Genomic DNA, 12,156 nt, shown 5'->3' with positions numbered 1-12,156 from the left:
CCCCAATACACCCCACCGGGGCCGGTGGAATGGGCAACACGAAATAAACTGCCCTCTACTGGGGCTGAAAAACTCCAGTTGCTTTTAACAGAGAGAGACATGACGCTAATCCAGGTCATCCCATTCACCTATTTCGTCCATGCGTTCGTCGTACTCACCCCCATAGAGGTAATCCTCCAGTTCTGCCTGAGTTGCCGGTCGCATGATACCCGACCCGGGTTCTGCGACAAGAGCGTAGGTGTTGCCATCCCTGGCAGCCACTTCCCCCCAGTTAGGGGGAGGACTGGCCAGGGTCAGGTCAAACAGGGGATGTCCAGGCAGAATCAGGGGACTGTTAGGCGTTGGGGATGAGGTCATAGTCGATCGCGCTGACTGAAAACCCAGCAGCTACAGCCTTGTCAATGACCGTGCCCTGTGGTTTACAAAAAGTGCTCACCCTGCCATCGGGGGTTTGCTTAGAAGCACGGGGGGGTTTGGGATAGCTACCCCAAACCAAATCAGGCATAGAGCCTGTAGCCTGCTGGAATCCCAGTATTGGAGCCAAATCAAATTCAGCGGCGGTTAGGTTCCATGCGTACTTGTAATCACCGGGCATATCAACGTAAACAGTTCTGGTGATTCCGGCTGATTTGATACCTCTACGGCTTGATTTTTTGGTGATCACCCATTCGGCTTTTTTCAGGGCAGCTTCTTTGGCTGCAGAGCAAAAACTTGATTCTGATCCAGTAGCGAATATCTTTGTCGCCCGATTGGGTTTGGGTGAATTGGCACCAAAGAACACTCCGGTCTGGGTGGTGTAGGCTGTCTGCCCTAACTCCTTACCATGGGAACCAAAGGTGGTTTTCTGGGTCTGGAAACCGTATTTCAGGCCATTGGTCAAATTAACAAAAACGGGGACCCTTTCCCCTCTGCGACGTGCCATAGTTGCTTACCTCACTGCTTTATAGATTGGATAAAAGATTCGTCAGGTCAGATTAGATATTGGGACCAACGATTACAGCAGTGTTGACAGGTAGCTTAAAGGATGAGGTCTGACTGACTTCAACGTAGCCATCGATCACAGGGGAGAAGGTGAAGCCGGGGAAGGAATCGAGCTTCTCACCATCTACCTGAGTTTCGTTTACAGTTTCCTGGGCTAAACCTGCAGCTTCCCGGATCTTATAGAGAAATTCCAACACCCCGGTGTCAGTCAAGGCATCAACGGTGTCCCCAGTCAGTACTCCAACATCAATCACAACCTTTCCACCGGACACGGTGATTGAATTGGCGGGTAACTCATCCTGCAATTCCTGCCAGGTCAAATCAGTTTTAGCGGCCATAGTGAGTATTTCCTCTCATGGGTGATACTCCGATTGTGTAAGTAGTCGCAGAGATAGAACATCTGTATTAATACTTAATCGGTGATCACCGGTTTTCATTCGGGAAAATCGCCTGCAGTTCATGGCATGGCATATTATGTGCCGCAAAATCGAGCATAAGAAAAAGCCTGTCTATGCAGTCTTTTTGCATGGGAAATTTGATGGTTTCTAGCTCAGTTTTGGAGAGTCTTTTGGTTCTTCATCTGGGTACAGGTTGACGCGAACTTGCTCACGCTTGTACTGCTTGCCGTCAATGGTTACAACCTTTCCGGTAGGGGATGGGGATAGCGTGATTAGGATTGCGTAGGCCGGATACATCTCGACCGGCTTTTTACGTTTCCTGGCATCAACTTCCCGCTCTGTACCTGTGCGAACGGTAAGCAACCGGGATGAGCTTAGAACCGCCAATTCCTTAAGTTTTCTCTCTGCCTCTGTTTCAGTTGCACCGTAGACAACCATCTTGCGGCGACTAGCAAACCTTCCTACTGCATAGCACTTGCCCCATGTCCAATGCTTAGCGGCAAACTTGACCTTTCCCCAGGTCAACCCGCGATCCACATCAGAGATGGTGCAATAGGTTTCACGGGGGCGATTACCTTTAGCATCCCGGTATGGAGGTTTAGCCTTTGCCTTGAAGACTATTTTTAACTGCCTCAGAGATGCAACGGGGGCATGGGCGTCATCCCGGTAGGCTTCCCCGGCAATCATCCCGACATCCCGGTTATAAACAAGCCGGTGGGAGGTGAGGGCGGTTTGTACCTCCTGAATTGTGGTTTCCTTGTTGCCGGTTAACACTATTGTCTCTTCTGGTACTTCCCGATCAGGAACCAGAATAATTTCCTTCTCCCCACCACGGGAAGTCTGCCTAGCTAGTTTCGCCTGCTCATAGGCATTCTCAAGTTCATAGGCAACAACATACCCACCCTCAATGAAACTTTCAAAGGACTCAGAGGTTAAACCCTGTACGAAACCCCTGAGTAGGGGGTTTTTGATAGAGTTGACCTTATCGTCAATGGCCTTAGCGATCGTCCACTGGGGGCCACCCTGCTTACCCCAATCCTTCCGTATCTTTGCGGCAGTCTCTTTGGGGAACAGGCTATCCAATAGCTTGTTATTTGGGTCTTTCAGCCATTTACGGAAATTGATGTAGGTGTTGACTGTTGCATTAGTTGCCCCCACATTAAAAGTCTGAAATATGGCGGCAAATAGCCGACTAGTCAGATCCTGGCCAGCTTCGATAGCGACCTTTCCAGCGATCGACCTTGCCAGCATGGGACCGCCGATCACCGGTACTACCAGGGAGACGCCAAATCCCAGGCCCATGGCAGCTAGCCAGCCAATCCCTGAGCCCGTTAATCCCCCCCAAATCGAACCCAACTGCTCATTAACAGACTGCAGGTTTACCTGCAACTCCTGGTCCGAAGCATTCCAATTGAACTGAGATAGCTCAATTGTCTTCTCTACAACCCAATCCCAAATCCCAGTAATAGACCAGGAGAGAAATTTAAGTGCTTCCCCAGCAATCCAGGAGATAAACTTACCTCCGGCATTAAATATTTGCTGGATCAGGCCGCCCTTCTCCGTTTTGGTGATTGCGCCTGAAAACAGGTTTATTTTACGCAGGCCAGAAGAGTTTCCGGTTGCAGATTGCCGTGTTGCACGGCTAAGCAGGTTCTTAGCCGAAATTACGATGCCCATTAGATAACAGGTCCGATCGGATCATTCAGGCTTAATGGAGCCCTGGCAATCATTGTGTAGGTGACACTGGCGTAAAAGTCCCCATTCGCTTCCTGACTGGGGACTCCATAGACCGGGGACTGGAAAGCATTCAACCGGGAGCCTGCCACAGCCGTTGCATTCACTGAGGTTTGAGCCTTTTCGCACAGGTTCAGGAGTTTGGAGACAAATTCAATTACCCCTGTGTCTGTAAGGGCTGCATAGCTATCGCCAGTGATTTTCTTGACGGAGATCAGGACATCGTCATTACCAGCGTCATAGGTAAAGGTTCCAGACACACCGGAGGCAATTTGAGCATCACTAAAAGTTAAATCGCTTGGCATATATTGAAGCTAGTAATTGTGTACTATGCAAATTTTATGCTATGCAACAAACCTTTGTAAGAACCGTGTCGGTATTGAAGACCTTCACTGCTGCCACGACTGGAGAGCTGATAGAAGTTTATTCACCCGGTTGGGTATCACCCTATGAGCGTTCTAACGTCATCCGATATAACGGCTATCTGACCGGGTTAAGAATGCTGGTGGATATCAACTCCACTGAAGAGTCAGCCATCCCAGACCTGGATATCACAGCATCCAGGACCGATCGGCTGATTGCTGTCAGGGATGCAGAGTGGAAGGGGCCAAGGAAGGAATTACAGCTATTAATGCGGAATAGTCGGATTGATTGGCAGCCGATCGCCAGTATTAGCCTGCTCAATCGCCTGCCTTACTACCACATCCCCTTGATGCCCTACTTTACTGACGATGGTTTTTTTAACGTCAGTAACGATTGTTCGATCGGGGCCAGGATTGTCAACGTAGGGCACAACTTCCTGGAAGGGGATGACCGGGTAACTATTTTCGGAAGTGTCAAAGAGGAGGCATTTAGCCTGCCTACAGACGCTGAAGAAATCACCGGCTCGGAAGCCCATAACTGGGTTCTATCCACCGGCAGCCAGGTAATCCTACCGGCCAATCCCAACCGGCTACAGGTGACATTGATCAACACGTCCAGGAACTATGATGCCTACCTGGCCTATGGGGGGGTGGCCGAGCGGGGCAAGGGTATCACCCTGGTCAGGGGAGGGGGCACTTATGAGATCAACCTGACCAACCTCTACCGGGGTTCTATTGCAGCCGTAGCAGATGGACCTGCCACCCTGACCGGGCTGGAAGGGTTCTAATGTTTAACTTAAATTCCTGGGTAAGAATTCAGCGCAGGGGACGCAAATACGTTCACATTCCCTATGACTTCTATGGGCCTGCAGAGTATGAGGCCCTATCCATCAGAGCTAATCGCATTGGGGAGCCCTACAACGGATTTATTTTTCGCCCTAACTATTGGAGCCTGTTGAACTGATGGCTACCGGTGGCAGGGCAAGAGGGGGGTCATTTAGGAGAGAACGGAATCGGGGGCCGAACCGGACAACCCCCAGAAGCCGGGATGAACCCGATTTTAGAGATAGTGATGACTCTGGGCCACTAGATGATCTTGATCGCTTTCAGCAACAGGGGCCACCGGTTACAGGTGGGCTTACACCGATCGGGGGGTCGGGCTTCTATCAAACTCCTTTGGAGCCAGTAGATCCCAGGGACTGTGACAGATGGCCTGACTCTCCCTACTGCGGGGGGTCGGGCATTAGTCTGGATAGGGTAGGTCTAGATCCACTGATTTCAGCCAGTGATTGTGAAATTTGCCTCACGATCGCTCCCAGTCTCGCCTACGTGAGTCTTCCCCCTTATACGATTTGTTGGAGAAGGCCGGAGTGCAGACCCCCAGATAAAGACCTGGGCGGGGGAATCAGTTCTGACTTCTTTGACCCCAGAGATTTTACGACTGGGGCCACATTCAATACTGAGAGGCAGAAGAAGTGTTTCATCTACAAGATCGTGCTCAGGATGTACGCTCAGTACGGGGCTGGGCCTAACGGCAATTTCACGTCAGTTTTTCAGCTTTTAAGTAACTTCCTTGTACCCTCGGGTGATGAAGGACTGATCGGACCTGTTGAAGCTGTGAGGCTAGAGACTTCTGAATCCCCAGACGGTCTGTATAAAGGGGCTTCACTCTTTTTTCTGTGTAAGGGGCTCTACCGGTTTGTCACCTATCCAGATCCGCTTTATTACTCAGAGTGTCTGGCGACCGAAATGCCCAGTGTTTGGGTTAGATACGATCTACCGTTCTATGCTGTGGGATTCTCGGTCAAAGAGCTGATTGAGTCATGCCAGATGACCCACAGTTTTGAGATCTGGGCTTACAGACAGGGGCTGCATCCCTACCAGGGACAGCGGTATTGGACCCCCAATATCATGGACCTGCAAACAACCTTTGCCCTGTTCAAACAGGAGAACTGCACTCCTGTATTTGTTAAAGCGGGGCCACCCCCACCCCCACCAAAAGATGACTGCGAGGTATGCATGAGTTGCTGCTGTAGTACTTCCAATGAGAACGAAGAATTGATGCGTCAGATACTGGCTCAACTGCGGAAATTAAATAAAGCAGTTGGCTCTGACCAGCTTCCGGCCACGCTTCCAGCCACCCTGCTAACCGGAAAGGATAGCCCAGTCAGAATTGAGAGCCTTGCTGATTGGCTGGCATGGTTTGTGGGCTCCATGGATGGCGTCGTAGGGCAGTTCCCCGTAGAGGTAGAAATTCAAGATACCGACCCAACCAAGTCAGGCAATCAGAGCAAGAGGATTAGCTTGCCAAACATCTCAGAAGCCTTAGCGGAAATTTACGGACTAACCCTGAACGGGGCGATCGACTCCGACCTGAGCATCAACATGCTTACCAGGGTTTTAGCCGAAATTGTGGCAACCAAGAATGCAGCTATCGTCACCCAAGACTACGCCAGGGGGAATGCTGAATTTTTGGGATACCGGGGGAACCACAAAACCAGAGAGATTGATTACGCGGTCAATCCCACAAAGCTGGATTCCCTGGAAGATTTGCTGCAACAGTCAAAGCAAAAAATTGTGGGCTGGGAGAACGAAGAAAAGGATACCCTGTTTGGCGCGGTCGCCAAACTGCTGTTTGCAGCCGGGATTATCAAGGCAGTCTTTTATAGAACAGATCGCACCCATGGGGCTGGCAGTGCTATCAAATCTCTGGTTGAACTGGTAGACGGAGATCGGCGGGACAACCGGGATGAGTGGGAGCAATTTGTACAGGATCTAGAAGATCCAAATTCCCGCATCAACCGAGGTAAGCCCACCCCCAGAGTCACAGACCTGTCACCCCCAGAGGTTAAATAAATGCCCACCATCAATCCTCTTATCCCAGACCTGGCACAGGCAGACTTTACTATTGCCCCCAATCCCCCCACCTCTGCCCCAGGCCAGATCAAAAGCCTTTGGTTTGACAGTCAGACCAGAACCCTCTACCTTGCCACCGGCACCAACGACCCGGCAGACTGGCAGGCGATCCAGGGTGGGGGAGCTGGGGCAGACTTCGATCTGATCCTGGTCTCTGATGACCAGGTACTTACTGACGGCAACAATGTTCTCTATGTGGAGTAGCAATCATGAGCAATCATGCAACTTTAACTAATCCGAACCAACTGCACTACGCGAAACTGAAGCTTGTTTCTGGCGTGGCAGCCGGATCGATTACCCCTGACTTCTCAGGGCAAATAATCTGTCTCGGTGAGACAGGTCAACTCTACCGGGCCACCGGAACAGAAGCTGGAGCCGTTCAGCCCATGGGCATCACAGCAGCGGCATTGGATGCAGTGGTAGAGAACGTTCTGACGTTACTAGAGGCAAAGGCTAACGAGTATGACCTGACGCAACACACGACCGCCACAGGCAACGTTCATAACCTAACCCTGGGGGACATTGGAGCCGCATCGAGTAGCAACCTATCGAGCCATACCAGCAACAGTAGCAACCCCCACGGGGTAACGGCTTCTCAGGTGGGAGCCATCCGAACCATAGAAAAAGGTGCGCCAGATGGGATTTGCCCACTGGGTATTAATGGCATAGTCCCAGATGAATTTCTACCATCTGGGACCGGTGGGGGGGGTGGGGGCAGTGGGGGGGGCATGACCGGCTCTGAAATCTGGGATGCCCTGGCAGATTACCGGGGTGCTCCGAACGGATTGGCCACGCTGGACACCGGTTCAGAACTGGAAGAAAGCCAGAAGTCGGTTAAGTTTGGGGACTGGGATAGTGCTGACTACTTGGGGGACTTCTCCAGCGGGGGAACCTTCACGATCGACGGGAGACTTTATTCCGGCTACCAACGATGGGCAAAAATTGAGCTGGGGAACACAGATAAGGATGTCAACCTGACCAGCACCCCCAGCTATGTAGTGATTCAGGCCTTTCCAGACAGCGATCCGTCAGATTTGAATGGCTTCCCTCTGACAGCAAAGCAGGGAGCTTGGAAAATTCAAATAGCCTGTCCTGGGGATTTGGGCTATTCAGATCTGGGGGCTGAATTTTTAGTTTCAGATACTGTGTAAAGTGGGGGGGGTTTCAGTGATTTTTAGTCAAACTTTAGTCAAGACCGGAACACCTGAACCTTGAAACTCTTACTAGAAGAGAGTTTAATTGACTCTATCAAGGTGATTCGAATTCCCCTGGGGGTATCCTCAAAGGCGCGATCAGAACCCTTGTACTAAGTGGCAAACAGCCTACGGTCCAAGGGTTTTAAGCTTTTGGAGTTGTAGGAGCGAGGTCACCTCCCCCTGCTCCGCTCAGCCTACCAGACTTATCCCGGCCCTACGGCCACCCCTCCCCAGAAGAGATTCAACATTGAACAGGAGTCTATTCACTGATTCCAACCTCCTGCGACATCTGTATATAGGGTAGCCGCTCCGGGAGAGGGGTTGGAGTGAAGGCAATTTGAGTTTCGTTCATCAATCAGGCAGATATCAGTAATAACCCGGATAGTTAGTGGATTTATAATCCGGTTGTATAAATTGAGTAGCCCCTATGTCCCTGCAGATTTCGGGTCTGGCCCGATGTTCCGCTTCCCTGCTGGCCCTGTTGCTGGGCCTCAGCCCCGCCCTCGCTATTGCTGTCTCGACAGACCAGCTTCGCCCCGGCTCACCCCTACAATTGGCCCAGGCGCAAGACCCCCGCAAAGTCGAAGCAGACCGACTACTGGAGCAGGGAATTGAGCAATTCCATAGGAGCCAGTTTGAACCAGCCCTCCGTTCCTGGCAGCAGGCCCTAAGTCTGTATCGGGTCATCCAGGATCGGCGGGGAGAGGAGGCAGCCTTGGGTAACCTGGGGATTGTCTACGATGCCATGGGCAACTATGCCAGGGCCATTGATTACCAGCAACAACGGCTAGCCGTTGCCAGGGCTAGCAACAATCGTCAGGGCGAAGGCATTGCCCTGGGTAATCTGGGCCTTGCTTACCATTCTCTGGGAGACTATGCCAAAGCCCTTGGCTACTATCAACAGAGTTTAGTCATCGCCAGGAAATTCAACGATCGCCGGAGTGAAGGGGCCATTCTGGGCAATCTAGGCAATACCTACTATGCACTGGGGGAATATGCCACAGCCATCGACTATCAGCAACAAGGTTTAGCCATCGACAGGGAGACTAAGGACCGATTGGGCGAGGGACAATCCCTAGGTAACCTGGGGAATATTTACTATATCCTGGGAGACTATGCCAAAGCCCATAACTACTATCAACAGCTTTTAAGCATTTCGAGAGCAATCAAAAACCGGGCAGGCGAAGCCAATGCCCTGGGCAATCTGGGGATTACCTACCAAGCGATGGGAGACTACACCAGAGCGATTGACTCCTCTCAACAGCTTTTAACCATTGCCAGACAAATCAAAGACCGATTGGGGGAGGGCAATGCCCTGGGCAATCTGGGGGTTGCCTACTATGCCCTGGGAGATTACGCCAAGGCAATTGACTACCAGCAACAACGGTTGGTGATTACCAGGGCCATCCGCGATCGTCGGGGGGAAGGAGTTACCCTGGGCAATCTCGGGGCGGCTTATCATGCTCTGGGGAATCATGGCAAAGCCATTGACTATTTGCAGCAGCGGTTAGCCATTGCCAGAGAAATTAAAGATCGATTGGGAGAGGGTAAGGCCCTTAGTAATCTGGGAGCGGCTTCATTCCAGGCAGGACGGTTAGCTGAAGCAGAATCCCAACTCATACAATCCATTCAAATCTTTGAATCTCTGAGGGAGAAGTTGCAAGATGCTCAGAAAATTTCGATCGCGGATATCCAGCGCAACCCCTATGACACCCTACAGGAAGTTCTGATTGCCCAGAATAAGGTGGAACCCGCCCTGGAGATTGCCGAACGGGGACGGGCCAGGGCCTTTGCCGAGCTATTAGCCCAGCGCACCCAGGGGCAAGCGGCACTTACAATTCAACCCATCCAGATCGCTACTATCCAGCAGGTGGCCAGAACCCAAAAGGCAACCCTGGTGGAGTATGCCAATCTCTACGATGAGCAACTCTTCATCTGGGTGGTCAAGCCTACGGGGGAGGTGGCTTTTCGTCAGGTGGACCTCAAACCCCTGCAGCAGCAGAAAACTTCCCTGGCCAATCTGGTGACGACAGCCCGCTGCCTGGGGGCAGTGGGCTGTGAGGAGTCTGTCCTATCCAGGGGCAGTCAACCCGTGACCTTCAATCTGGCCCAGGGCGATCGCCAGTTTGGCCAACCCCCGATTACCACGATCAAGAATGAATACCTGCAACAGTTGCACAAGCTCCTGATTGACCCGATCGCCGACCTGCTGCCCAAAAATCCGAACGACCGGGTGATCTTCGTGCCCCAGGGCTCCCTGTTCCTGCTGCCCTTTGCAGCCTTGCAGGATGACCAGGGACAGTATTTGTTGGAGAAGCATACGATCGGGATTGCGCCTTCGATTCAGGTGTTGCAGTTGACCCGCCAGCAGCGATCGGCCACCCGGACCGGAGATATCCTGCTGGTGGGCAATCCCACCATGCCCAGGGTGGTCTTCAAAATCGGTGAGCCCCCTCAACCCCTCACCGCCCTTGCGGGAGCTGAGCAGGAAGTCAGGGCCATTTCCCAACTGCTGCAGGTGCCTGCCTTGATTGGCAGAGCGGCGACCAAAACCGTCGTGATAAACCGGATGCCCAAAGCCCGGATTATTCACCTGGCCACCCATGGGCTGTTGGATGATATTGGGGAGGGAGGCGTCCCCGGAGCGATCGCCCTGGGTCCGAGCAGTTCCCAGCCCAATGACGGGTTGTTGAGTGCGAACGAACTGCTAGACCTGAAGCTGAAAGCAGAACTGGTGGTGCTAAGTGCCTGTGATACGGGTCGGGGCAAGATCACAGGGGATGGAGTCATCGGGTTATCCCGTGCCCTGATCACAGCAGGCGTGCCCAGTGTCATTGTCTCACTCTGGAAGGTGCCGGATGCGCCGACGGCTGAGTTGATGACGAGCTTCTATCGCTATCTGAACCAGGGCCAGGACAAGGCGACGGCATTACGACAGGCGATGCTGGACACGAAACAGAAGTATCCCGACCCGATCGCTTGGGCACCGTTCGAGCTGATTGGGGAGGCGCAGTAGAGCATGGAATCCAGGGCAGGATAGAACTGGATGGGTCAGTGTTGGAGTTGTTGAGTTTGTCATTAACCCAAGCAGGTATCGAGATGAACTATAGAGCTCCGGCTGCCGTTCGATCGAGAACACTGCCTTGATGGGAGGTAATGTTTACGGCCTGCAGGACAGCCCGTTCCTCCGGTCCTAGAGGATAGTCAATCACCGTAACCGCACCATTGCCCTGTTTGAAGTTCCAGAAGTGCTCTGGCCCCAGATTAAGCAAATGGCAAAGGAGTGCTTTGTTGACGGCATCATGGGCCACCACCAGAACGGTGACGGGTCGATCGCCAGCCCGCGCCCAAACCGACTTCAGAATGGTCTGCCAACCGACGATCGCCCGTTGCCAAACATCCTGAAGATTTTCCCCTTCTGGCATCTGTACAGTTGCTGGAGCCTCCTGCCACTGCTCCAATATCCCCGGATACTCCTGTCGGATTTCCTCTTCTAGCTTGCCTTCCCAGTGACCATGGCTGATCTCCTGCAGGTTATCTTCCAACTCCAATCGAACGCCTGGGTGAAACTGCAGAATAATCTCCGCTGTTTCCTTGGGACGCAGCATGGGACTGCTGAAAGCAAAATCCATCTGGATCGCTTGAAGAAACTCAGCCGCCAACTGAGACTGTTCCCGCCCCCGATCGTTGAGGGGCACATCGATCTGCCCCTGGAAGCGCTTGTCTCGATTCCAGTCTGTCTCCCCATGGCGAACCAGCAGAAACCGAGGCCCCCGATGATGATTGCGGATCTCGGGTAAGGGCTTGCCCAGATGGGCCGTCTGATTGGTGGATTCTACCTGAACTGGCGATCGGTTACGGTCTGCCAGACTCCAATCATCCGGGAAGTTGAGCACACTGATACCACAGTTGGACTGGTGGACATTCTGATAATCCGCCGGAGTGAGGCCGATCGCAGTGCCAATCAGGGCTCGATTAATCCCACTGTGGGCAACCAGCAAAATGGTCTGACCGATATGACGGGGCAGAATATCCTGCCAGAGCTGGGTTGCCTGCTCGTATAAGGCTGGCACCGGATAGTATTCGGTCACAGTCCCATCGGGATTTGAAACCATCATCTTCAATTCATGGGGCCGTCGCTGCCATGCCTGGAATCCTTCCGGATCGGTGGCTTCCACCTCGCTAAACAGCACCCCTTCCCAGGTCACCAGGTTGATTTCTTTGAGATTATCTGTAAATTGCAGTTCCGGCACATGCTCTGCTAGCAGGCAAGCGCGAATCAACTCTGCCGTATCTTTGGCCCGTTGCAAGGGACTGGAATACATCGCATCAAAGGGAAGACCCCGCAGCGCTTCACCCACCTGCCGCGCTGTTTTCTGCCCTGCTTCCGTCAGGGTCGATTCGTCACAGTGGCCCTGGACACGACGTTCAACGTTGTAGCTGCTCTGGCCGTGGCGTACGAGAATTACACGGGTAGTCAGGGTCTTGTCCTCCTTTTACACAAACCTGGCAGAAGCATTCTACCTTGGAGTCAAATGAACTGAACAGCAGTGCGATAATGCGATTCAG

At 52.6% G+C, this 12,156-nt stretch carries 12 protein-coding genes; 6 read left to right on the top strand and 6 right to left on the bottom strand.

Features of this window, described 5'->3' with window-relative positions:
* Nucleotides 1-105: 105 nt before the first annotated feature.
* The 5 genes from BST81_RS13775 to BST81_RS13755 all read right to left on the bottom strand — a co-directional run bounded on the left by BST81_RS13775 (nucleotide 106) and on the right by BST81_RS13755 (nucleotide 3,418).
* Entirely contained in the window at nucleotides 106-357 is a 252-nt protein-coding gene (locus tag BST81_RS13775; RefSeq protein ID WP_075599044.1) for a hypothetical protein, read from the bottom strand.
* A complete protein-coding gene (locus BST81_RS13770) occupies nucleotides 335-922 on the bottom strand; it encodes a hypothetical protein (protein WP_075599043.1) in 588 nt (195 codons plus the stop codon). Before BST81_RS13770 ends, BST81_RS13775 begins: the two co-directional genes overlap by 23 nt.
* A 52-nt stretch (nucleotides 923-974) precedes the next feature.
* Nucleotides 975-1,319 (bottom strand): hypothetical protein, encoded by a 345-nt coding sequence (locus BST81_RS13765; RefSeq protein WP_075599042.1) that lies wholly within the window; start codon nucleotides 1,317-1,319, stop codon nucleotides 975-977.
* A 207-nt stretch (nucleotides 1,320-1,526) separates the two neighbouring features.
* Nucleotides 1,527-3,056, bottom strand: coding sequence for a hypothetical protein (locus tag BST81_RS13760; RefSeq protein ID WP_075599041.1), 1,530 nt, complete (start codon nucleotides 3,054-3,056; stop codon nucleotides 1,527-1,529).
* Nucleotides 3,056-3,418, bottom strand: coding sequence for a hypothetical protein (locus tag BST81_RS13755; RefSeq protein WP_075599040.1), 363 nt, complete (start codon nucleotides 3,416-3,418; stop codon nucleotides 3,056-3,058). The genes BST81_RS13760 and BST81_RS13755 overlap by 1 nt, the downstream gene beginning before the upstream one ends.
* Nucleotides 3,419-3,492: 74 nt before the next feature.
* Between BST81_RS13755 and BST81_RS13750 the strand changes: the two genes are divergently transcribed.
* The 6 genes from BST81_RS13750 to BST81_RS13730 all read left to right on the top strand — a co-directional run bounded on the left by BST81_RS13750 (nucleotide 3,493) and on the right by BST81_RS13730 (nucleotide 10,603).
* Complete coding sequence (locus tag BST81_RS13750; RefSeq protein WP_216351322.1) at nucleotides 3,493-4,263, top strand: hypothetical protein; 771 nt, start codon at nucleotides 3,493-3,495, stop codon at nucleotides 4,261-4,263.
* On the top strand, nucleotides 4,263-4,439 hold the full coding sequence (locus BST81_RS28100) for a hypothetical protein (RefSeq protein WP_171974757.1): 177 nt from the start codon (nucleotides 4,263-4,265) through the stop codon (nucleotides 4,437-4,439). Before BST81_RS13750 ends, BST81_RS28100 begins: the two co-directional genes overlap by 1 nt.
* An 866-nt stretch (nucleotides 4,440-5,305) precedes the next feature.
* Nucleotides 5,306-6,331 (top strand): hypothetical protein, encoded by a 1,026-nt coding sequence (locus tag BST81_RS13745; protein WP_143780334.1) that lies wholly within the window; start codon nucleotides 5,306-5,308, stop codon nucleotides 6,329-6,331.
* On the top strand, nucleotides 6,332-6,595 hold the full coding sequence (locus tag BST81_RS13740; RefSeq protein WP_075599037.1) for a hypothetical protein: 264 nt from the start codon (nucleotides 6,332-6,334) through the stop codon (nucleotides 6,593-6,595).
* A 5-nt stretch (nucleotides 6,596-6,600) separates the two neighbouring features.
* Nucleotides 6,601-7,542: a hypothetical protein gene (locus tag BST81_RS13735; protein WP_075599036.1), complete on the top strand. Its 942-nt coding sequence runs from the start codon at nucleotides 6,601-6,603 to the stop codon at nucleotides 7,540-7,542.
* Between the two features lie 472 nt (nucleotides 7,543-8,014).
* Entirely contained in the window at nucleotides 8,015-10,603 is a 2,589-nt protein-coding gene (locus BST81_RS13730; protein ID WP_075599035.1) for a CHAT domain-containing protein, read from the top strand.
* Nucleotides 10,604-10,691: 88 nt separating this feature from the next.
* On the opposite strand, the gene BST81_RS13725 is transcribed toward BST81_RS13730, so the two are convergent.
* Nucleotides 10,692-12,053, bottom strand: a complete 1,362-nt coding sequence (locus tag BST81_RS13725) for a histidine phosphatase family protein (protein ID WP_363080072.1) — start codon at nucleotides 12,051-12,053, stop codon at nucleotides 10,692-10,694.
* Between the last annotated feature and the right edge of the window lie 103 nt (nucleotides 12,054-12,156).

Origin of the sequence: Leptolyngbya sp. 'hensonii', from assembly GCF_001939115.1 — a bacterium.
Classification (GTDB): Bacteria; Cyanobacteriota; Cyanobacteriia.
This window is presented reverse-complemented; position numbering and strand designations above follow the sequence as displayed.

Bases quoted from the DNA above. Each gene is read 5' to 3' on its own strand.
- BST81_RS13765 (WP_075599042.1), bottom strand. From the start codon at position 1,319: ATGGCCGCTAAAACTGATTTGACCTGGCAGGAATTGCAGGATGAGTTA.
- BST81_RS13770 (WP_075599043.1), bottom strand. From the start codon at position 922: ATGGCACGTCGCAGAGGGGAAAGGGTCCCCGTTTTTGTTAATTTGACC.
- BST81_RS13730 (WP_075599035.1), top strand. From the start codon at position 8,015: ATGTCCCTGCAGATTTCGGGTCTGGCCCGATGTTCCGCTTCCCTGCTG.
- BST81_RS13740 (WP_075599037.1), top strand. From the start codon at position 6,332: ATGCCCACCATCAATCCTCTTATCCCAGACCTGGCACAGGCAGACTTT.
- BST81_RS13755 (WP_075599040.1), bottom strand. From the start codon at position 3,418: ATGCCAAGCGATTTAACTTTTAGTGATGCTCAAATTGCCTCCGGTGTG.
- BST81_RS13735 (WP_075599036.1), top strand. From the start codon at position 6,601: ATGAGCAATCATGCAACTTTAACTAATCCGAACCAACTGCACTACGCG.
- BST81_RS13775 (WP_075599044.1), bottom strand. From the start codon at position 357: ATGACCTCATCCCCAACGCCTAACAGTCCCCTGATTCTGCCTGGACAT.
- BST81_RS13745 (WP_143780334.1), top strand. From the start codon at position 5,306: ATGACCCACAGTTTTGAGATCTGGGCTTACAGACAGGGGCTGCATCCC.
- BST81_RS28100 (WP_171974757.1), top strand. From the start codon at position 4,263: ATGTTTAACTTAAATTCCTGGGTAAGAATTCAGCGCAGGGGACGCAAA.
- BST81_RS13760 (WP_075599041.1), bottom strand. From the start codon at position 3,056: ATGGGCATCGTAATTTCGGCTAAGAACCTGCTTAGCCGTGCAACACGG.